This window comes from Bacteroidia bacterium, from assembly GCA_016218155.1.
Taxonomy (GTDB): Bacteria; Bacteroidota; Bacteroidia; order Bacteroidales; family GWA2-32-17; genus GWA2-32-17.
Genome location: JACREQ010000069.1, coordinates 35184 through 57807 on the forward strand (window position 1 = coordinate 35184; position 22624 = coordinate 57807).

General features: G+C 29.7%; 15 protein-coding genes and 1 other RNA gene. 11 read left to right on the plus strand and 5 right to left on the minus strand.

Features of this window, described 5'->3' with window-relative positions; all coding sequences use genetic code 11:
- Positions 1 to 18 precede the first annotated feature (18 nt).
- The 3 genes from HY951_12225 (at position 19) to HY951_12235 (ending at position 6625) form a co-directional block, all read left to right on the plus strand.
- Positions 19 to 663, plus strand: coding sequence for a response regulator transcription factor (locus HY951_12225; GenBank protein ID MBI5540821.1), 645 nt, complete (start codon positions 19 to 21; stop codon positions 661 to 663).
- Between the two features lie 117 nt (positions 664 to 780).
- Positions 781 to 2382 carry a PAS domain S-box protein gene (locus tag HY951_12230; protein ID MBI5540822.1) on the plus strand — a complete coding sequence of 534 codons (1602 nt, stop codon included), beginning with the start codon at positions 781 to 783 and terminating at the stop codon, positions 2380 to 2382.
- A gap of 187 nt (positions 2383 to 2569) precedes the next feature.
- Positions 2570 to 6625 carry a PAS domain S-box protein gene (locus HY951_12235; GenBank protein MBI5540823.1) on the plus strand — a complete coding sequence of 1352 codons (4056 nt, stop codon included), beginning with the start codon at positions 2570 to 2572 and terminating at the stop codon, positions 6623 to 6625.
- A 29-nt stretch (positions 6626 to 6654) separates the two neighbouring features.
- On the opposite strand, the gene HY951_12240 is transcribed toward HY951_12235, so the two are convergent.
- The gene (locus HY951_12240; protein MBI5540824.1) at positions 6655 to 7746 is read right to left on the minus strand and encodes a hybrid sensor histidine kinase/response regulator; all 1092 of its coding nucleotides are present in this window, start codon (positions 7744 to 7746) and stop codon (positions 6655 to 6657) included.
- 78 nt (positions 7747 to 7824) lie between these two features.
- Entirely contained in the window at positions 7825 to 8886 is a 1062-nt protein-coding gene (locus HY951_12245) for a T9SS type A sorting domain-containing protein (protein ID MBI5540825.1), read from the minus strand.
- 404 nt (positions 8887 to 9290) lie between these two features.
- On the opposite strand from HY951_12245, the gene HY951_12250 reads away from it, so the two are divergent.
- From HY951_12250 to HY951_12265, 4 genes are read left to right on the plus strand one after another with little or no spacing between them, the layout of a single operon-like run.
- Positions 9291 to 10061 (plus strand): hypothetical protein, encoded by a 771-nt coding sequence (locus HY951_12250; GenBank protein MBI5540826.1) that lies wholly within the window; start codon positions 9291 to 9293, stop codon positions 10059 to 10061.
- 4 nt (positions 10062 to 10065) lie between these two features.
- Positions 10066 to 11460, plus strand: coding sequence for a VWA domain-containing protein (locus HY951_12255; GenBank protein ID MBI5540827.1), 1395 nt, complete (start codon positions 10066 to 10068; stop codon positions 11458 to 11460).
- A 47-nt stretch (positions 11461 to 11507) separates the two neighbouring features.
- Complete coding sequence (locus HY951_12260) at positions 11508 to 12080, plus strand: sigma-70 family RNA polymerase sigma factor (GenBank protein MBI5540828.1); 573 nt, start codon at positions 11508 to 11510, stop codon at positions 12078 to 12080.
- Positions 12061 to 13527 carry an SUMF1/EgtB/PvdO family nonheme iron enzyme gene (locus HY951_12265; protein MBI5540829.1) on the plus strand — a complete coding sequence of 489 codons (1467 nt, stop codon included), beginning with the start codon at positions 12061 to 12063 and terminating at the stop codon, positions 13525 to 13527. Before HY951_12260 ends, HY951_12265 begins: the two co-directional genes overlap by 20 nt.
- Positions 13528 to 13744: 217 nt before the next feature.
- Here the strand turns inward: HY951_12265 and ssrA are convergent.
- Positions 13745 to 14137, minus strand: a transfer-messenger RNA (tmRNA) gene (ssrA, locus tag HY951_12270).
- A 91-nt stretch (positions 14138 to 14228) separates the two neighbouring features.
- Here ssrA and HY951_12275 point away from each other — a divergent pair.
- Positions 14229 to 14708: a hypothetical protein gene (locus tag HY951_12275; GenBank protein ID MBI5540830.1), complete on the plus strand. Its 480-nt coding sequence runs from the start codon at positions 14229 to 14231 to the stop codon at positions 14706 to 14708.
- Positions 14709 to 14711: 3 nt separating this feature from the next.
- Here the strand turns inward: HY951_12275 and HY951_12280 are convergent, their stop codons facing one another.
- On the minus strand, positions 14712 to 16193 hold the full coding sequence (locus HY951_12280) for a T9SS type A sorting domain-containing protein (protein MBI5540831.1): 1482 nt from the start codon (positions 16191 to 16193) through the stop codon (positions 14712 to 14714).
- Between the two features lie 169 nt (positions 16194 to 16362).
- Here HY951_12280 and HY951_12285 point away from each other — a divergent pair, with 169 nt between their 5' ends.
- From HY951_12285 to HY951_12295, 3 genes are all read left to right on the plus strand, one after another.
- Positions 16363 to 19119 carry a 2-oxoglutarate dehydrogenase E1 component gene (locus tag HY951_12285; protein ID MBI5540832.1) on the plus strand — a complete coding sequence of 919 codons (2757 nt, stop codon included), beginning with the start codon at positions 16363 to 16365 and terminating at the stop codon, positions 19117 to 19119.
- 10 nt (positions 19120 to 19129) lie between these two features.
- Complete coding sequence (gene odhB, locus HY951_12290) at positions 19130 to 20344, plus strand: 2-oxoglutarate dehydrogenase complex dihydrolipoyllysine-residue succinyltransferase (GenBank protein MBI5540833.1); 1215 nt, start codon at positions 19130 to 19132, stop codon at positions 20342 to 20344.
- A 78-nt stretch (positions 20345 to 20422) separates the two neighbouring features.
- Positions 20423 to 20650 (plus strand): hypothetical protein, encoded by a 228-nt coding sequence (locus tag HY951_12295; GenBank protein MBI5540834.1) that lies wholly within the window; start codon positions 20423 to 20425, stop codon positions 20648 to 20650.
- Between the two features lies 1 nt (position 20651).
- Here the strand turns inward: HY951_12295 and HY951_12300 are convergent, their stop codons facing one another.
- Complete coding sequence (locus tag HY951_12300; protein MBI5540835.1) at positions 20652 to 22586, minus strand: DUF4154 domain-containing protein; 1935 nt, start codon at positions 22584 to 22586, stop codon at positions 20652 to 20654.
- Between the last annotated feature and the right edge of the window lie 38 nt (positions 22587 to 22624).

Below are 22624 nucleotides of genomic sequence, written 5' to 3' on the forward strand. Positions count from 1 at the left end.
ACTACAACATAATTACCTATGATTAATGTTATAATTGTTGACGATCATCCTATTTTCAGAAAAGGAATCATTTTCCAATTAAATGCTATTGAAGGCATTAATGTTATTGGAGAAGCGTCAAACGGAAAAGAGTTCATTGATAATTATCTTAATATGAACCCCGACATAGTTTTTATGGACATTAATATGCCGGAAATGAATGGTATTGAAGCAACAAAAATTGCAACAACTAAAAATCCTCAATTAAAAATAATTGCAATAAGCACAAATGGAGATGAAGAATGTCTTGAAAGCATGCTGGAAGCTGGTGCAAAAGGATTTTTATTGAAAACTGTAGATATTGAAGATATCTCAAATGCAATAAAAGCTGTAATGAGTGGCAAAAGTTATTTTTCAAATGAGCTTTTATCAATATTAACTTCTAAATTTGTAGATAAGCCTTCACTAGATAATTCTAAAGAAAATATTCATTTTTCTAAAAGAGAAATTGAAGTACTCGAATTAATTACAAATGGCTTAAATAATCATGAAATTGCTGAAAAGCTTTTTCTGAGTGCCAGAACAATTGATGGGCATCGTGCCAATTTAATTGCAAAAGTTGGAGCAAAAAACACAGTTGGTTTAGTTACTTATGCCATAAAAAATAAAATCATAAAGATTTAATCAAGTAAAAATACCTGAATAAATCTTTTGTTTTATCACTATTATTACTGTGTAATATTTATTTAATATTTAATTAAATAAAAGTATTCTTATCTTTATTAAACTCAATAAATAATAATGATAACAGCTTTATTTACACGAAAATTTTTTCAGGCTATAATTTTTTGTTTGCTTATAATTCTGGGCTGCTTTTTTGTTTACTCAACATGGAAAAAAGCAGAAAAAGAACAATCCATTTGTATTTTAAAAATTGCAAGAACATGTGTTGCTTTAATGCCAATTGATGACATTAAAAAACTTAATGGAATTATTGATGATACAAGTAAATTGGAATATAAACGTATTAATCAACATTTATTTGAAATTGTTCATGTAGATAACAATATACAGTTTGCATATATCTGGGTTAATAAGAAAAATAAAATATATTTTTTATCAGACTCTGAACTAAAAAATTCAAAAGATTATTCTCCTCCAGGTCAGGAATATACCGAAGCTAAATTTGAAGATAAAAAACCTTTTTTGGACGGAAAAGAGTTTATTACTTCGGAATTAACAGACAGATGGGGAACCTGGAGAAGTATTTATGTGCCAATTAAAGATAAAACAACAGATAAAATAATTGCTGTTTTAGGTTTAGATTTCGATGCAAGTTCATGGAGAAATAATGTTATCTCAGCAGTTATAGAATCAGTAATATTAATAATCTTAATCATTGTTTTATTTTTAATTCTTATTAATGTTTTTGTTAAAAACAATATGCTGAATAAAATTCTGACTGAAAGAAGAAATGCAGAAAAAGCTCTTGTTAATAGCGAACTAAAATTTAGAAATCTTGTTGAAGCCTCAAGTGACATTATATGGGAAACCAATATTAATGGTGTGTACACATATATTAGCCCACAAATTGAAAATATTCTCGGTTATAAATCTTCAGATTTATTAGGCAAATCACCATTCGAAAATATGCCACCTGATGAAGCAATAAGAGTAAAGAAAATATCTGATGAAATAATTTCTTCAAAAAAAGCATTTGATAGTTTAATAAATACTCTTATTGATAAAAACGGTAAATTAAAAATATTTGAGACAAGTGGAGTGCCAATATTTAACAATGATGGAAGTCTTATCGGATACAGGGGAGTAGACAGAGATATTACAGAACGAAAACAAAATGAAGAATTAATAATTAATGCAAATAAAAAAGTAAATATAATATTAGATGTTGCTGGTGAAGGTATTTTAGGAATTGATAAAAAAGGTGCTATTAGCTTTATAAATCCAATGGCATCTAATTTATTAGGTTATGATAGGGAAGAATTATTAGCACAGGATTGTCATTCTAAAATTCATCATTCATATCAAAATGGCGATGTTTTTCCTAAGGAAAGTTGTCCGAATTATTCTACTTTAAAAAGTGCAAAGCAAATGAGTGGAGAGGATTACTACTGGAGGAAAAATGGTACAGGTTTCTATGTTGCTTATAGTACCTCTCCAATTATTGAAAATGATGTTATTACAGGCTCTGTTATTACATTTGTTGATATTACTGAAAGAAAAAAGGAGCAAAATGAAATTATTCGCAAATCAAATGAATTGGAAAGATTTAACAAGTTATTGATAAATAGGGAATTAAGAATGATTGAGCTGAAAAAAGAAATTAACGAATTATATTTAAAATTAGGAGGAAGTGAGAAATATAAAAACAAGATTGATTAATATTAAGATATGGTATTTTTTTAATTTTCTACTTTAAGGTTTGTATTTGTAATAATGTGAGTTAGATATAAAGTAATAGTATTCTTTGTTTTGTTAGTTCACTGCAGCAAATTAGCATCGTTTTCTTATATCGAACTAACGTTATTTTATTATCTTTACTTTGTTAAAATATTTGAAAATAATATATATGACTTCAAATTCTGGTAATTTTAAAGGAAAAATATTGATTGTTGATGATGTATTTCATAATTTGAAGTTATTAGGTGAAATTCTTCGTAGTGAAAATTATGAAATAAATTCTGCATTAAATGGTGCAGAGGCTATAGCATCTGTAAATGCTGAGATACCTGATTTAATACTATTAGACATATTGTTGCCAGATATTAGTGGTTATGAAGTTTGCTCTATATTAAAAGCAGATATAAAATTTAATGAGGTACCTATCATATTTATAAGTGCGCTCGATGCCCCTACAGATAAAGTAAAAGGGTTAAAATTGGGAGGTGTAGATTACATTACAAAACCCTTTAACCGTGATGAATTACTATCCAGAGTAAATACACATATAGAATTAAAACATGCAAGAGAAAGGCTTAAAGAAAATAATACAATTTTAAGTATTGCCAATCAGGCTCTTAATAAAGAGATCGAAATTAGAAAAAGGGCTGAAATAGAATTACAAACATCATTTGCAGAGCTTAAAAAAAGTAAAATAGCAACTCTTAACTTATTAGAAGATTTAGAGAAAGAAGTTGAAAACCATAAAAATACCGAAAGAATACTTAAATTAAGTGAAGAAAAATATCGTTTAGTTTCTGATAATTCAGCTGATGTGATTTTTACTTTAGATAACGAACTGAAATATAGTTTTATCAGTCCTTCAATTAAAAATCTGAGAGGATTTGAGGTGGATGAATTAATCGGTAAATCTGTTTTAAATACCTTAACAATTGAAGGGATAAATGTTATAAGAAATGCAGTTGAAGAGGAGATGAAACTTGAAATGTCTGGTATCGCTCCATTAATTAGAACCAGAACATTTGAACTCGAATTAATATGTAAAGATGGTAGTTATATCTGGACAGAAACAAAAGCCTCAATTTTAAGGGATGATAACAAAAAAATGATCGGTTTTTTAGGTATTACAAGAGATATTAGAGAACGTAAATATTCGCAGGAATTAATAAGAAAAAGTAATGAGACTTATAAGCTCATTTCTGATAAAATTACAGATGTTGTTTGGTTAATGGATTTAAACGGAAAAAGCCTCTATGTTTCACCATCTGTAGAAAAGTTTACAGGCTTTACAGTGGAAGAATACCTTAAACAAAGCATTACAGATAGATTTACAAAAGAATCTGCCATTTATGGTATGAATACAATGCAACGTGAAATTCAGCTTTACCATAATAATTCTGATAAACTAGTTAATTATGCTAATCGTCTTGAACTTGAATATTTATGTAAAGATGGTTCTACTAAATGGGGTGAATTAGTTATTACACCATTTTTTGACGAAAATAATGTACTTATTGGCATACATGGAGTTACGAGAAATATTGATGAAAGAAAAGGAGTAGAAACAAAATTAAAAGAAAGCGAGGAGCGATTAAGAGGCTATATTGAGAATGCTCCTGATGGTGTTTTACTTATTAATTCTGATGGAATATTTACTGAAGTAAATTCTGCAGGATGTAAAATGTTTGGTTATTCTAAAGAAGAATTCAAACAATTGCATTTATTGGATTTAAGTTTTGAAAAGGATAAAGAAATTAGGATTCATGCTTTTGAAACTCTTAATAAATATGGTAAGTATACAAATGAATTTATATATAAACGCAAAGATGGTTCTGCGTTCTACGGTTTGTTAAGTGCAGTTAAAATTTCAAATGATACTATATTAGGATTTGTTAAAGATATTTCTGACCGAAAAGTTCAGGAATTGCAGCTGGTTAAGCTGTCAAAAGTTGCAGAGCAAAACCCTGCTTCAATAGTAATTACAAATAAAAAAGGTGATATTGAATATGTTAATCCTAAGTTTACTAAAATTACAGGATATACATATACAGAAGCTATAGGTAAAAATCCAAGAATTCTAAAGTCAGGGCATACATCAGAAAATGATTATAAACTTTTATGGGCTACAATTAATGCTGGTAAGGATTGGAAGGGTGAGTTTTTAAATATAAAGAAGGATGGGTCAAAATACTGGGAATCTGCTTTTATCTCACCAATTATACAATCAGATGGAAGTATATCCAATTTTATTGCTATTAAAGAGGATATAACAAAACAAAAAGAAATTGAGAATGAGTTGAATATTTACCAGGAAAAACTTGAGCATCTTGTTGTAAAAAGGACTTCTGAACTTAAAAATACAATTTCAGTTCTTAACTCAACAATAGAATCAACAAGTGAAGGCATAGTAGTGGTAAATTCAAATAATGTTATAACAAAGTATAATAAAAGATTTGTTGAATTCTGGAATCTAAAAGAAGACAATTTAAATTCATTAGATTGGAAAGTCATTATCGAATATATTATAAACCAATCTATTAATCCTGAAAAGGGTAGGGAAAGAATTAAAATAATTGATCAAGCTAAAGAACTCTCAGATGTATATCAATTTGAGCTTAAAGACGGTCGCATTATTGAAAGAACTACAGTTCCACAGTTAATAGAAGGTAGTATAGTTGGTAGGGTGTGGAATTATAAAGATATTACTGAAAGAGCAACTTTTGTTAAAGAATTGCAAAAAGCCAAAGAATTTGCCGAGAATGCAAATAGTGCAAAAGGAATCTTTTTAGCAAATATGAGTCACGAGATCAGATCTCCATTGAACGCTGTTATAGGATTTTCAAGTTTATTGCATAATCAGTTGGAAAGAACCGATTTAAAGGAATATGTTGATTCAATAAAAACATCGGGTCAGACTTTACTTAATCTTATTAATGATATACTTGACCTTTCTAAAATTGAAGCAGGTAAAATGCGTATTCATAACGAACCTGTTAACATTAAATCATTAATTAATGAAACTGAACAGATTTTTACACTAAAAACAAATGAAAAGCAAATTAATGTAATAAATGATTTTCCAAAAGATTTTCCCGATTCATTGGAATTTGATGAATTAAGATTACGTCAGATACTTATTAACCTGATAGGAAACGCCGTTAAATTTACCGATTCCGGTTTTATTAAAATAAAATTAAGTCATAAATTTAAAAATGCAAGTATTGTAGATATTAGCATATCTATTCAGGATTCTGGTATTGGGATTCCTGCTGAACATTTGGATAAAATATTTGATAATTTTCAACAACAGGAAGATCAGGATACCAGAAAATATGGTGGAACTGGTTTAGGACTTGCAATTACAAAACGACTTATTGAATTGATGAATGGAAAAATAAGTTTAACCAGTTCAATAAATAATGGAAGTAATTTTACAATTGTTTTTAAAGAAGTAAAAATTTCAAAACAAGCTGCACCCGAAATAACCTCTAAAATAATTAACATTAATCAGATTAAATTTAAACCTGCAAAAGTTTTGGTTATAGATAATGATCCTATGATTTTGTTGATGTTTAAGAGCTTTTTTAAATCTTCCAACATTAAAATAATTACAGCTAAAAGTGGACAAAATGCAAATGAAGTTATTACTAAAGAAAATATTGACTTAATAATTTTAGATATTCTTATGCCCGATATGGATGGTTTTGAAACATTAGAATTATTAAGAAAAAACCCAATGTTAAATAATATTCCTGTAGTTTCAATGACAGCATCATCAACATATCAAAAATTCTCTGATGATAAAAGAATACAATTATTTAACGGACAGTTAAATAAGCCATTTATGCTGGAAGATATATATATCCAACTGATTAAATTCCTGCCTTTTAAAACTATAGATAATAATGAACTCGTATTTGAAAAAAATATTTTTTCATTAGTTAGTAAAAATGATGTTAATTTTTTACCGGAAATAATTTCGATTTTAGAAGAATCAGTTTCGCCATTATGGGAGGAATTACAAATCAGATTGTCCATGTCTAAGGCTGATGAACTGGCAAAAATAATTATGAAGATTGGAAATAAGTATAAATCTCAGGCTATTATTGCTTTTAGCAATGAAATATCTTATTGTGTTGTTAACTTTGATATTGAAAAATTGAAATTAACATTAAGCAAATATCCTGATTTACTTAAGCAGTTTAATACATTACTTAAAAAATAACATTTTATTAAAAAAAGTAATATGTGAAACTATTTAGGAAGACTTACAGAAAATGTACTTCCTTTTCCTTCTTCACTTTCTACTATAATTTTTCCGGAAATAAATTCTAAAATGTCTTTAATCAAAAATAAACCCAACCCCATTCCAGATTCTGTAAATGTATTTTTTTTGAAATTATCAGGATCAACAGAGAATAATTTATGCAATTTTTCCTTATTTATTCCTGAGCCAGTATCTTTAATGCTTATTAAATGTGAGTCAATATTGTTATAATTTATTGTTATTTCTCCATTTATTGGTGTAAATTTAATTGCATTATTAAAAATATTTCTGATAACAATTTTTAATAATTCTTTATCAGTTTCAATAATAATATCTGAATTGATATTACAGTTTACTTTAATATTATTTTTTTCGGTAACAGTGGAAAAAGCGTATGTTATTTCTTTTATCAAATCAAATAAATTGAAAGATGTTTGATTAATTTTTATTTTACCAAGTTGAACCTTTCCCCAGGCAAGCAGATCGTTTACTATTAAAAAAGACTCTTTAATCGAGATATCTAATATTTCTAATATTTCCCCTAATTCATTAAACTTTTGTTGTTCTTTTTTTAATGTTGCAACATTAATCATATTAGAAATAATTGATAACGGAGTTCTAAGATCGTGTGCAATAACTGACATTAGAACATTTTTAAATGAGTTTTGGTACAATAACTCTTTGTTTTGTGATTGAATTAATAAATGAGTAGAAACTCTTGCCAAAAGTTCATCAATATTAAATGGCTTTGTTATATAATCAATAGCTCCGGTTTTAAATCCCAGTGTTATGTCTTTTGAATCACTTTTAGCTGTTATGAAAATTATGGGAATATCTTTAGTTTCAGGATTATCTTTTAATATCTTACAAACTTCAATGCCATTCATACCTGGCATCATTATATCGAGCAAAATAAGATCAAATTTACTCACCTTTACCCATTCTAATGCTTCCGGACCATTAGTTGCAAACTCTACATTGTAATTGGATTGTCTAAGAAGATTCCCAAGTACCTGAATATTCTTAGGCATGTCATCGACTATTAAAATAGAAGCCGGTTTATTTAAATTAGAATTCATTTTAAATTAAATTGACTTATTTAATAATTTCTATCTATTAAATAAGTCCAATTTACTATTATTTTTCTAAACAAAAAATTAACGGGATAAAAGTATTTTCTCAGAGTAAATATTTTCTTTATTAATAACACTTACAATGTATATTCCTTCATTAAAATTAAGTTGATTCAGTATAAATGAATTATCGCCGGATATTTTATTTTTATATATTTCTTTTGAAGTTAAATCGTAAATAACAAAATCGCTACCCTTCCAGATTTCGTTATAGTTAAAAATAATCTGGCTTCCATATGAATAAATATTAATGCCATTGGTTAATTGTTTTTCTGAATTGATATTTGTTATTCCTTCAGGAATCATAAAATAAATAGAATCAGATGAGTTATTAATTATCCATAAGCCTTCACCGTCATATGCAATACCATTTGGATATGCACCTCCAGGAGTTTTAAATGATTTTAGAACAGAGTGAGTAATTGGATCCATCATATTTGTGGCCTGACTAGGATTATCATTTATCCATATATGATTTCCATCAAATGCTATACCTGTAGGGAAAGCGCCAGCTGCTTCAAATGAATTGTTTAATAATAATTGTTGAGAGAATGAATATGTAGAGTCGTTTGTTGCTGAAGGATTAGGACCTTTAGTGTCATTATACCAGAATTCATTTCCAGTATAGCATAATCCGGTAGGGTATACATGACTTGCTACATTTGAAAGGTTAAAACTATCTAATAAAGTGCCTGTTTCAGTATATTCAAATATATTTTTAGATATGTTATCTAAAATAAATACATTGTCATTTTTAAATGTAATACCATATGGTTTTTGAATTGAAACAGGGAATGTACCAACAACATTTCCTGTTATTGTAGAAACCTTATAAACAACATAATCATTATAACCGGTTACCCATAATAATCCATCGTGATATGTAATTGATGTTGGCATTGAAGTAGGTGATGCAAATTGTTTTAAAATAGGTATTATTACAGCATTTGTGTTTTTTACAGGAATATATTCATTTACTAATTGAGAATTTTGTTCAGTTGGTATTCCCATATAGTCTAATCCGTTTTGTGCAAATAAGCCTGAACTTATTAATATTACTGCAAAAATTAATGTAAGCGATTTCATGGCTCTGGTGTTTTAAGGTAATATGTAAAATTACTTTCAAAACACTCCTCAAAATAGAGCGTAATAACCTGAAATTCTCAGGAAATTTACCTGATTAAAACAGGTATTTTTACTTATATTTCATATTAAAACTTTAGATTTTAATAAATGCATTAAATGAACTTTATAAAATTTTATGTAACATCGTCAATTTGTGTAAGTTCCCCACATCAATTTTTAGTCTTTTTTGAAATCCTATTTCATTACATAAAGTTTAAATAAAAAATGGAACAACTTTTAAAAATCTAAAAAAGTTCCATGAGGTGGAGTAGAAGATTTGCATATACTGCCTTAATAAATAGTCTAATTATCTGCATATTATACATAAGTGTAACCTGTTCGTGTTATCATAGAAAAAGAGAACTATGAAAAACACATTTATTTTATTTCTGATTTTTATAATATTTATAACAATACAGAAAACAGCAAAGGCTCAATTGGAATATTTGGGTTTTGGATGCTCATTTGGAGTTGTAAATTCAAAACAACCCGGTAGCAATGAAAATAATCTTTTAATTCGTAACCATCCTTCGTTTAGTTATTATAAGGGAGTTTTACTTCGAAGTAATAACGATCCTCCCATGGATTTTGGGATTGGTTTTACCACAGTTAATGCCGAACGTGAAATACAAGGAGTATTTCCTGAATCTAATCAATTTGGTGTTGCGGTAATTAATACTACTCTTAATTACTGGTCAATACCAATATCGTTGCGTTTTGTTAGAAGAAATATGCCTGTGGTAAGTATTTCATATATCCCTTCATTTCTGGCATCTTCAAAACAATCTATACAAAAGTATGGAGGTGCAACAGAAAGCAATTACATTAAAAAATACCCAAAAGACTTTTCCATTTTTCAACAATCTCTGATTTGCTCATTAAACATGGAATTTGGAGGTAGGCATAGCATCTTTTCACTAAATGTTAATCCTTATTTTGGAATGGGAACTGGGTTTTTAAGAGATCAGAAGCCTTTAATTTCAAATGTTATGTATGGGGTAGGAATGAGCATTTCATTTGATGTTACTGCAATACATATTACCAGAACAACGTATGATAATCCAACCTTAAAGAAAAAAGAAGAAGAATTAAAAAAGAAACAGGAAGAAATTGAAAAAAAACTAAATAAAAAATAATAATATGAAAACTCTAATTTTTTTAGCTCAAACATTATTAATTGTTATAATGTTTACATCATTTATCCATGCACAGGAACATCATGGACCATTAACACCAAACGGTTCTCTATATTTAAGAGCAGAACCGGTAAATAATTTTATTATGGAAAATCAAAATAACAATGATGTTTATTATTATGTACACCTACAGGGAATAAAAAAGGAGAATACCGTAAACTCTAAACATGTACCATTAAACTTATCATTGGTGCTTGATCGTAGCGGATCTATGAGTGGAGAGAAACTTGAAAATGTAAAAAAAGCTGTAATTTATGTTATCAACCAGTTATCCAGTGAGGATATTCTTTCTATTGTATTTTATGATTCAAATGTTGAAGTTTTAATGGAGCCGCAACGATTAGAAAACAAAGAAAACATAATAAAAAAAGTGAGTGCTATCAATAGTGGTTCTTCAACAAATCTCGAAGGTGGAATAAGAAAAGGGTATGATTTGGTAAAAGGTGCAAAAAAACTGGTTGTTGGTGAAATGGTAAACAGAGTATTGTTACTATCTGATGGATTAGCTAATGTAGGAATTTCTGAGTCTGGAGCACTTGCGGAAATTACCAGTGGCTTTTTTGAGAATGATGGTATTTCAATTTCTACATTTGGAGTAGGTCTTGACTATAATGAAGATTTGATGGCTAAAATTGCTATTCAGGGTGGTGGTATGTATTATTTCATAAATTCAGTAGATAAGCTTCCTGATATTTTTAATATGGAATTGAAGGGGATTTCAAAGGTAGTTGCACAGAACACAAAACTCGAAATTTCTTTTCCTGAAGATATATTGGAATACAATAAAACATATGCATATAACGGACTGTTAAAGGGTAATATATTAACAATAAGTTTCAATGATATATTTTCTGAGGAACAAAAAGCAATACTAATCCAATTTAAAACAAGGCATAAAATAGATTCTATCATAAATGTTGAATGTAAATTATCATATAGCAATAGTGCCAATGATAATGTGAACGATGTTATTTTTACAACAAAGTCAGCAGTTACTGTTTCAAGAAACGCAGGTCAGTATAATTCAGGATACAATAAGGCTGCGAGTGAAGGATATGCACTTCAGGTTACCGGAGAAATATACGAAGATGCAGTACAATCAGCTAATAACGGAGACTTTAAAAAATCAAGGGAGAAAATTGTCGAGGCAAAAGGTATATTAGAAAATCACTTTAAAAATATCGGTGATAATGTTTACCTGAAAAGTCTTTACCAGGATTTTTCCGATTATGAAAAAATAATTGATGACCTTAAAACAATGGACAGAGAAAAGACAAGCTATCATATTAAAGGTTATAAAGCAAAGAAATTCAGATCAATTTCATGTCCTAATTTTTAAGAAAATGGATATTTTGCGTACCTTCGTGACACAAAATATCCATTATAGTGAAGTTTCCGAAATTTGGAAAAAAAAATAGTCTTTCTAAAACCGATATCTATAACAAATACGGTAGAAAGCTATATGGATATGCAATTACAAAATGGAATATTAGTGAAGATGAAGCTTGGGATATAGTATACAAAACGATTGATAAAACAATTGAAACATATGAAAGGTATACTTTTGAATCAGAAGAAAAGTTCGCAAGCTTCATCTTTAAAATCTTTATTAATTATTTGCGGAATCATTATCGCGATACTAAAAACAAAAGATTGGAAACAGTGGCATTTGAAGATGGTGTTGAATATGTAGAGAATGACTCTGATAGCACTAATGATGAAGATGAACATGAAAGCTCGAATATGAAATTATTGAATGAAGAGCTGTCTAAACTCGAAGATTGGCAGAGAGTGTTATTACTGATGAGAGCACAAAATTATTCTTATGAAGAGATTTCAGTAATAATAAAAAGACCGGCAGATCAATTGAAAGTGTATTATCTTCGCTATAAACAAAAAATTCTGAAAAGCATAAATGATAAATTAGTACTACCACAAAGTGACAGAAGAGAAATATAATATTAATGACGACGAATTGAACGAATTGTTGCGCAAAACATTTTTAAATGATAATGCAGGCAATTTCAATGATGATATTTCAAAGGTTGTTTTTAGTCAGGAATACAATGTAAAGATAGATCCTGAAAAAGAAAAAAATCTATTGAAACGTTTTTCCGGTAAGGGTACTATGGGAACAGGAATGATTTATAGTGTTATTTTTATTTCAGTAATAGTAATTATTGGTTTTATTGCTCATCTTGTTTACCATTCAGCCTTCGATTTTCAAACTTCTAAAAACACAAATCTTATTAATGAAGAAATAACAAAAATTGCAAGTAATTCTGATTTTAACATAGAAAAATTGGAAGGATTAGGTTACTATTCACAACAAAGTACAGATAAAAAGAAAAAAAATATTGAAATATCACGTGAAGTTAATGATCAAATAAAATCATTCATTGCTTTACATGATACAAACCAGTTGTCTTTGAAAAAGCAGATAGCTGATACTAACCGGCAGGAGTTGTTTGTGCTTAATCCAAAGCTTATACAGCGCTATTGGAAGATTAAGCAGATGATGATGGATAAACTTCTTAACAAAGATAAAAAATTATATAGGTACATCGATGATGGAAGCGTTAACTACAAAGGGGAGGAGATTGGTATTACAGCATTTACAATTCACAATTGTGTTATTACAAACTTAGAATATAGAACATTTTTGATAGACCTTTTGATACAAGGACGATTTTCTGATTATAGTAAAGCTAAAGTAAAGCCTGAAATCTGGAATAATTATAAATTTTCTAAACTGGCAGTAGATTATTTTAAGGCAGAAGAATATAATGATTTTCCGGTAGTAAACATTTCACAGGAAGGAGTTGAATTATTTTGTTCATGGTTTGAACAGGAAACAAAGAAGTATGCTAAAACAATAAAAAAGAGTATTGTAGATTTCAAGTTGCGATTGCCTTATGATGCAGAATGGATGCTTCTGGCAGAATATGGCTATACCTCTTTACCAGATAATGGAGGGTATCTTACAATTTTTGATATTAACGAAGGGTATATCGACAAATCACTTGATAGGCGAATAAAGTCGTTGCAGAAAAAATATAAAATAGAAAGTACTGTTGATGAGTTTTATGCTACAAATCGTTATGGCATGAGCGAAAGCGAGGTAATAAATATTTTGAATAAAGGTTTTGAAGTTCGTTCTGTCGAACCTTTTGATACAATTTACCCTTCCAGGATGAAAGATTATACTGCAATTGGGCATGTAAGCGAAATGATTTTAGAACGGCAATCCGGAAAAAAGATTGTTTTTGGAGTCGGCTGGCGAAGTAAAGATGAGTTTAATGATATGCTGAAGGATTACACAAAGTTCTCAGGCTCTCCTTTTGTAGGGATGAGATTTGTTGTGGTTTATAACAATGCTCCCGAGTATAAAAATCCATTTTGGTAGTAATGCATAATTTAGTAGTGTTATTATTGCAAATTATAGTAAGCATACGTATTTTACTTTATATTACTCAGAAAAACATTAGAAAGCAGAGTGTGTAAGATTAACAATGCTTTATCCATTAAAGTTCCTTAATAACTAAACATTGTTAATGTGATTTGAAAAAAAAAAGCCTCAGATGTTTCTTTTTGAGGCTTTTAGTTACTTTTTGAAGGATTCCCAGTGGAGCTGCCGGGAGTCGAACCCGGGTCCAAACAAGGCACCAAAATGCTTTCTACATGCTTATTACTTATTAGATTGTCGGAATAATAAAAGCAAAGTACTGCCTATATTAAACTTAGTTCCTTTATTTCGCGCCGGTTCGGAACTTACCTTTGCTATCCCATGCGATTCGATACTCCATATACAGAAACAGCCGGGAGGAATTTCTGCGGAGCACTCGTTCTAAATGCCTTGCAAATAGAATTAAGCTTGTATCGCTAAGCGATTAAGCTGCGAGAGCGAAATTATTGTTGCCAGTTATTGGCGTGAGAATTCTGATTTACGAGAGGTACTCCCAAGTCTCGGCATGCTTACATTTCCACACTCTTGCTGTCAAAACCAGTTCAGCCCCATAAGCACTGCAAAGATAAGCATTTCCAAGCTTATTTTTTGTTCTCTATTTAATTTTCTTGTATTTTTGTAAAAAATTAAAATATAGAACAATGAAAAAAATTACTTTTTTTGCAATAATATCAGTTCTTGCTTTCACATTTGCCTGTAAAAAAGACAGTAAAATTACAGATATCGTAAACCTTGAAGCTTCAATGAAATGTAAAGTTAATGGTGTTTCCTGGTCAGCTTTAAGCAGAGTTACAACAAAACAAGGAAATAATTTTTTAATAAACGGTACAAAAGGGAGCGATGTATTAAATATTACTATTTTTGGTATTTCAACAGGTACATATACCTTGTCAACTTCTATTCCTATACAGACTCAGTTTTCTGCTACATATACAAATAGTACCGGTACTACCGATAGTTTATATACAGCATATGAAGGCACAGTAACATTATCTTCTGTTGATACAACTACAAAAAAAATAAGCGGTACTTTTTCTTTTAAAGCTAAAAATCCAACAAATCTTTTATTACCTAATAAAAATATAACAGAAGGTACTTTCTCTCATCTTATTTATCAGTAAATTCTACCTTGTTATTATTAGTTTGTGATTTGAGCAAATCTTTTGATTTGTTATTCTTATAATATATACTCCTGCTGGTATCTCAGAAATATTGATATTTTCGAAATTTGTGTTTATGTCTTCAGCTTTTATGACTTTCCCTTGAATATCTAAGATTTCTACTGTTGTGTTTTGTAAATTGTTATTATTTTTTATAATTTCAATATAATTGCTCGCAGGGTTTGGGTAAAATTTAATTTCAACAAATGAATTAATTATATTTAATCCTAATATTGTGTCGGCAAGTAAAGAATCGCAAATGTATGGTTGACCCCATGAAATCCCATGTACATAATAATAGCTATAATTACTACCATAAGTAATATTCATAAAGCCATCGCTGGCAAAAGTTTTACCTAAGCTATTTTTATAATAAATATAATTCCATCCATCAATTTGTAAGGGATAAAGAGTATCATTAATTTCCTGAAAAAACAGAGTACTACGATAGCCGGTACTATCATGCTTATAATAATATCCGTAAAACCCTTCATCAAAAATGGGTTCTAATGGTAATTTGTTAAATTCTCCTGTTAAAGCGAAGTTTTCTATAACTGTATCACGAGAAGTCATTATCTGTAATATGTTTTGATTGTATTTTTCTATACGCCAAAAACATCTGTCAATTGTAAATTTTACTGTATCATGATTTGCATTTTCTACTCTTCCAATATATTTGTTAATATACTTTTCGTTAAAATTATTCATGGTACCTGTACCGTTAAGAGCATCATAATAATTGACCGATAGATGAATCTCATCGCTTGTATTCATGCTAAACACATCAGATAATGTAAAATTTTGCCATCCAATTGTTGGGTTCGATAAACCTATTAAATCCATTACTGGACTTGAAACATAAAAGAAATCTGCCGATCCAGGGTTAAAGGGGAAATCGTAAAAATTAAATATTTTAATAAATCCATAATTCTTACTTAGCTTCAACTGATAATTATTAATATTATCTGTTATATTGTTACCGGCAGCATCTTTAACCTGAAATGAAATTGTTTTGATTGAATCAATTAAACCAAGAAAAGCTTCTGAATTATGATTTGAAATAGTTGCGTTAATGTAACTACCATTTGAATATGTATAAAACCTCCAACTGTCATTAATTAATGCATTAGTTTTAATGTGAATAGTATCATTCTCATAATTGAAAAATAAATTAATCCCATTACCACAATCTGTCATTTTTTTTCCAATCCACGATGCTCCATTTTTTGTAAAATTATAATTTTCAATAGTCCTGATCATACAGAATGAATAATAATCAGTACTATCACCATGAGTTTTAATGCTGTCAATTCTTATAGGGAAAACAGTCTCGTTATTCTGACCAAAATAATATGAGTTGGAATTTGGCTTAACTGTAAGATAATTCTGAGAAAAAGAAAATACAGAAATTAAAAATAGTAGCAAAGAAAAGTATAATATCTTCATATATAAATATATATTTTATGTTAATAACAAAACTAACGAAACATTTTAATTAAAGACTTAACTCTTTTATCAAAGGTTGTTTAAATAGTGTATTTATAATTTGTCTAAATAATAATAATTGTTTACTTTCGTATCATAAATTTTGTCATTAAATATTATTAAAACCAGAATGAATAATTTCGATTATCTTGGTGATATTCAATATATAGAAGATCTTTACAAGGATTATATAAGCAACCCCGAAAGTGTAGATGAAAGCTGGAAAAAGTTTTTTCAGGGCTTTGAATTTGCCAGAACAAATTTCAAACAAACTTCTGCAGGTGCAGAAATGTTATCTGATGAATTTAAAGTTTATAATTTAATTGATGGTTACCGTAAACGTGGTCATTTATTCACAAAGACTAACCCTGTTCATCCAAGACGAACATATTCTCCTACTTTAGATTATATAAACTTTAAGCTGACTGAAAAAGACCTTGATAAAACTTTTCAGGCAGGAAACGAAATTGGAATAGGACCATCAACATTAAGAAAAATAATTGAACATTTAGAACAAACTTATTGTCAGTCGGTAGGTGCAGAGTTTGTTTATATCCGCAAGCCAGAAATTGTTGATTGGCTTACAAAGAAAATGGAGTCAGCTAAAAATTCCTTTCAGTTTTCAAACGAGCAGAAAAAAGATATTTATAAGATTCTTGTTAAATCTGTTGGTTTCGAACAGTTTTTACATAAAAAATTTGTTGGTCAGAAACGTTTTTCATTAGAAGGTGTAGAAGCATTAATTCCTGCACTTGGTTATGCTGTTGAAAAAGGTGCCGACATGGGAATAAAAGAATTTATTGTTGGCAATTCTCACAGAGGCAGACTTAACGTTTTAACAAACATTTTCAAGAAACCATTTGAAAGTATTTTTTCAGAGTATACAGGTAAGTTTTATGACGATGAAAATATACTTGGAGATGTAAAATATCACCTTAGTTACGATACAAAAATAAAAACACAGAAAGGATTGGAAGTATTTCTTGCTATGTTGCCAAACCCTTCACATTTAGAAACTGTTGGACCTGTAACACAGGGACTTGCACGTACGAGAATCGATTGCGAATACAATGGCGATTTTAACAAAGTGTGTCCGGTCGTTATTCATGGAGATGCTGCTGTTGCTGCTCAGGGAATTGTTTACGAAACAATACAGATGTCTCAGTTACCGGGTTATCAAACCGGAGGTACTTTACATTTTGTAGTAAATAATCAAGTAGGTTTTACTACAAATTATCTTGATGCCAGATCAAGTACATATTGCACTGATATAGCAAAAGTAACTTTAGCACCGGTATTTCATGTTAATGGCGACGATGTGGAAGCAGTATTATACACAGTTAATCTTGCATTAGAGTACCGCGAAAAATTTCATACCGATGTTTTTATTGACTTATTAGGATATAGAAAATATGGTCACAATGAAGGTGATGAACCTCGTTTTACACAACCTATACTTTATAAAGAAATAGCTGCTCACCCAAATGTAAGAGATATTTATTCAAAACATTTGATGGAAAGTGGTGTTATGACTCTTGATGAAATTGTAGAAAAACAAAGAGTATTTAACGACAAACTTGAATCAGAACTTTTAAAATCAAAACAAAGTGAAAAAGTTGAAATAAGACATTTCTTACAATCAAAATGGAGCACATTCAGATATGCCAATGAAAATGATTTTATTTCATCGCCAAAAACAGGAGTAAACAAAGAAATACTTTTAAATCTTTGCAATAAAATAAATTATTTGCCTTCCGATAAAAAGTTCTTTACTAAAATAGAGAAAATTGTAAACGACAGAAAAGCATTAGTCTCGGAAAACAAACTAGATTGGGCAATGGCAGAGCTATTAGCTTATGCAAGTTTAGTTTCAGAAAAACATTCTGTAAGAGTAAGCGGACAGGATTCAGAAAGAGGAACATTCAGTCATCGCCATTCTACATTTCATGTTGATGATACTGATGAAAAATGGTGTCCACTAAAGCATATAAGCGATGATCAAGAAGAATTTCAGATATATAACTCATTACTTTCTGAATATGCTGTAATGGGATTTGAATACGGATATGCAATTGGCAGACCTGAAGGATTAACTATATGGGAAGCTCAGTTTGGCGATTTTCATAATGTGGCACAGGCAATAGTTGATCAGTATATTAGTTCTGCAGAAGATAAATGGGGATTGATGAATGGTTTGGTTCTATTGTTACCACATGGATACGAAGGACAGGGGCCTGAGCATTCAAGTGCCAGAATTGAAAGATTTTTAGTTCTTGCTGCAAATTTAAATATGCAAATAGTAAATTGCACAACTCCTGCTAACATATTTCACGCACTTCGTCGCCAGGTATATACAGAATACCGTAAACCTTTAATTGTTTTTACACCGAAAAGTTTATTACGTCATCCGCAATGTATTTCAACAATTGATGAACTTTCTGAAGGATCATTTAAAGAAGTAATTGATGATATTTCAGTTGAAAAAAATAATATAACTCAAGTTGTTATATGCAGTGGCAAAATTTATTATGAAATTTTTGCCGAGAAACAAAAGATAAATGATACCCAAACTGCAATTGTTAGATTAGAACAATATTACCCACTTCCATTAAATCAATTAAAAGAAGTTTTAGTAAAATATCCTAACTTCAAAAGAACTTTATGGGTTCAGGAAGAGCCTGCAAATATGGGAGCCTGGCCATTTATTAAAACTCATTTTGATATTCCTGATTTATTTGTTGTTTGTCGTCCTATGAGTGGAAGCCCTGCTACTGGTTTGTTAGAAGTACACAAACAAAGACAACAGAAAATTCTTGATAAAATTTTTAAACGTTGCAAATGCGACAGCAGCGAAGTTTATTGTAGTATGAAATGCACTGAAATTTAATAAATTTAAAATGATAATCGAAGTAAAAGTTCCATCTCCCGGAGAATCTGTATCACAGGTTACAGTTGCTAACTGGCTGGTTACCGAAGGCAGTTTCGTAACAAAAGATTCTGAGTTAGCCGAACTTGAATCAGATAAAGCTACACTTCCATTAATAGCACCGGAATCAGGACAAATTAAAATAATGGTAGATGCAGGAAACAATATTGCAGTTGGTGCAGTAGCCTGTACAATAGACACCTCCGTAACAAATAGTGTGGTTGCTGAAACAAAACCAGGGAACGTTGTTAAGGAAGTAGAAATAAGTAATATTATTGAAGTAAGTAAAAATTCTGTGTCAGAAATTAAGACTACTCCACTTGCTCAGAAAATAATGGAAGAAAATAATTTAAATATTGATGACATTATATCGGGTTTAAGAAAAATTACTGCAAAAGATGTTGAAATTGTTTTAGCAAATAAGCCTAAACAAAGTGCACAAAAAGAAACAATTTCACGCTCAGAAGAACGTATTGCAATGTCATCTTTAAGAAAAAAGTTAAGCGAGAGATTAGTTTCTGTAAAAAATCAAACAGCAATGCTAACAACTTTTAATGAAGTTGATTTAAGCGAAATTATTGGTATAAGAAATAAATACAAAGATGAGTTTTATAAAAAACATGGTGTAAAAATTGGCTTTATGTCCTTTTTTGCAAAGGCTGCAGCAATTTCTTTAAAACTTTTTCCTAATGTTAACTCCAGAATTGAAAATGAAGAATTTGTTTATCCAAATTTTGTAGATTTAGGAATAGCTGTTCAAACAGATAAAGGTTTAATGGTTCCTGTTTTAAGAAATGCCGACACCTCACCAATTTTTGAACTTGAATTATCTATTTACAATCTTGCAGAAAAAGCCAGGAAACATAAGATTTCATTGGAAGAAATGGCAGGAGGGACGTTCACTATTACTAACGGTGGTGTTTTTGGTTCGCTACTTTCAACACCTATTTTAAATCCCCCGCAATCTGCAATTTTAGGAATGCATAATATTGTTGAAAGACCAATTGCGGTAAATGGTAAAGTAGAAATCAGGCCTATGATGTATATTGCAATGTCATACGACCACAGAGTTCTTGATGGAAAAGATTCAGTTTTATTTTTAAAGAAAATAAAAGAATTGCTGGAAAATCCTGTCCTATTAATTAATGATGGTTATAATGCTATATATCATCAGCTTGGTTTGTAAATAATAAAAATTTTATAAAAAAACATTGACTTTATTTTTAAAATAAACTAATTTTGTAAAAAACAAAAACAAACGAATATGAAAAAGATTGCTTTACTTACTTTGGCTTTATTTTTAGGAACATTTGTATTTACATCTTGTCAAAAGGACTGTAAAAGCTGTAAAACTGTTACAACAAATAATTCAGATGGTTCTCAGGTTCAAGCTGGTTCTGATGCTGAATATTGTGATACTGCTTTAGATGAAAAAGAAAGTCAGGAACCTGTAAATGATGGCAGTACAACTACAAAATGGGTTTGCGAATAGCTTAAACCTTTACTCCAATTATAAGCATATCGTCGACCTGAAATAGGTCGCCTTGCCAATCCTCGATTGTTTTTTCGAGGATTTTTTGTTGATCAGACATTTTTTCATCCTGAATATTTACAAGTAACTCTTTCATCTTTTTATACATGAATTTTTTACCTGAGGGTCCACCAAACTGATCAGGATATCCATCAGAGAAAATATAGAATGCGTCATCTTTCTGAAGCTGGAAAAGATTATTTGTAAATGGTTTATTCTCGTCATAAAGTCCGATAGGCATTTTATCGGCTTTTGTTTCAATAAGCTCCTTATTTCTTATTAAGTATAATGGATTATTAGCACCTGCAAACTGAAGTTCGTATGTGTTTAAATCTAAAACACATAAAGCTAAGTCCATTCCATCTTTGGTTATACCTTCTGTTCCTGCCTGATTTAAAGCATTTATAACTGATTCCCTCAATTTATCGAGTATATTGTTAGCATAAATTTCATCCATTTTATTAATTACCTCATTAAGAAATGAAACTCCAAGCAAACTCATAAATGCTCCGGGAACACCATGTCCAGTGCAATCTGCTGCTGCAATAATAGTTTTATTACCTTTTTGTGCCATCCAGTAGTAGTCGCCGCTAACAATATCTCTAGGTTTATTAAGTATAAAGAAATGATCGGGTAATATTTTTGAAATAAATTTTGATGGGGGCAGAACTGCAGTTTGTATACGTCGTGCATAATGAATACTAGCCATTATTTCTTCTTTTTGTTCAGTAATTTCGTCACGCTGGTCTTCTGCTGTTTTCTTTTGAATTTCTAGTTCTGCATTTTGTTTCTCAATCTCATCGCGTTGTGCCTCAATTTCCTCTTTTTGCTGACGAATTTCTTCGTTTTGCTCCATTATCTCGAAATTCTTTTCTTTTAATAGCTTATTTGCACGTTTTTTAACTTTATATGCTTTAAAAATAAAATATCCCATTACGGTAATTAAAAGTATTATAGCAATGAACAAATAAAGAATTAATTGTTGCATTTCTATTTTTGCAAGTTGTTCGTTAAGAACTTTTTTCTGTTCAGATATTTTACTTTCCTGTTCTGCTATAGATGTCTGCTGTTCTTCTAAAACCTTTGACTTTTTACTTATCTCATCATTCTTTGAAATAAGTTCTCTTTCTTTTGTGTTTAGCTCTTCTATTTTAAGTTTTAGTAATTTTTGTTGTGCACCAACCTGTGACATTACTTTAAATAATTCTGTTTTTTGTTTTTCAATTTGTTGTATTTGCAAAGCAATCTCTTCTCTTTGTTTGGCAATTTTCTCAGTTTGTTCTGCAATTTCTTTCTTTTGTTTTTCAATTTCTATGCTTTGAGCTTCTACAATTTCTTTTTCTTTTTGAAGCTGTACATCGGTTTGTTTATATAAAGATTCCCAATCTGCCTGAGATTTTACTGCACCTGCAACAAATAATTCGTTAGCAGTAAACCCTTCTTCTTTTAGTTTTGAATCATTAAGCTCGTATCTTCTTACACCTTTTACCAAAATATAATTTACCATCGATTTGTGAAAGGGATAATTTTCAGTAACTAAAAGAGTGTGTTTTCCAGAAAGTTTTTTAAGAATTTTATCAATATCAAATCCATTATCATTATTGGCAAATAAAGTGGTACAGTTATTAATATCCTCAATATTTGAAAATCTTATAACCTTAATAGGTTTCTTATGTAATAAAGGAGAGGTTTCTGCAAACTTTTTAAGCTCTGTTTCGAGGTAATAATTCGGATCTAATACAGCTATTTTAAAAGTGTCTATATTTGCATCATTGGGCCAGGTAATATACTTTGAAATAGCAAAAATTGCTTCAGCTCTCTTTTTATCATCAGAATTTTTTTGAGATACCGCATAAAACGATATAAACACTAAGGGTATGATTAGTAATAGTTTCACTGTTGTTGTTTTTTGTATCACGAAATTAATAAAATATT

What these genes read in the sequence shown, in the direction of transcription:
- HY951_12225 (MBI5540821.1), top strand. Translation starts at nt 19, where the DNA reads ATGATTAATGTTATAATTGTTGACGATCATCCTATTTTCAGAAAAGGA.
- HY951_12230 (MBI5540822.1), top strand. Translation starts at nt 781, where the DNA reads ATGATAACAGCTTTATTTACACGAAAATTTTTTCAGGCTATAATTTTT.
- HY951_12235 (MBI5540823.1), top strand. Translation starts at nt 2,570, where the DNA reads ATGACTTCAAATTCTGGTAATTTTAAAGGAAAAATATTGATTGTTGAT.
- HY951_12240 (MBI5540824.1), bottom strand. Translation starts at nt 7,746, where the DNA reads ATGAATTCTAATTTAAATAAACCGGCTTCTATTTTAATAGTCGATGAC.
- HY951_12245 (MBI5540825.1), bottom strand. Translation starts at nt 8,886, where the DNA reads ATGAAATCGCTTACATTAATTTTTGCAGTAATATTAATAAGTTCAGGC.
- HY951_12250 (MBI5540826.1), top strand. Translation starts at nt 9,291, where the DNA reads ATGAAAAACACATTTATTTTATTTCTGATTTTTATAATATTTATAACA.
- HY951_12255 (MBI5540827.1), top strand. Translation starts at nt 10,066, where the DNA reads ATGAAAACTCTAATTTTTTTAGCTCAAACATTATTAATTGTTATAATG.
- HY951_12275 (MBI5540830.1), top strand. Translation starts at nt 14,229, where the DNA reads ATGAAAAAAATTACTTTTTTTGCAATAATATCAGTTCTTGCTTTCACA.
- HY951_12280 (MBI5540831.1), bottom strand. Translation starts at nt 16,193, where the DNA reads ATGAAGATATTATACTTTTCTTTGCTACTATTTTTAATTTCTGTATTT.
- HY951_12285 (MBI5540832.1), top strand. Translation starts at nt 16,363, where the DNA reads ATGAATAATTTCGATTATCTTGGTGATATTCAATATATAGAAGATCTT.
- odhB (MBI5540833.1), top strand. Translation starts at nt 19,130, where the DNA reads ATGATAATCGAAGTAAAAGTTCCATCTCCCGGAGAATCTGTATCACAG.
- HY951_12295 (MBI5540834.1), top strand. Translation starts at nt 20,423, where the DNA reads ATGAAAAAGATTGCTTTACTTACTTTGGCTTTATTTTTAGGAACATTT.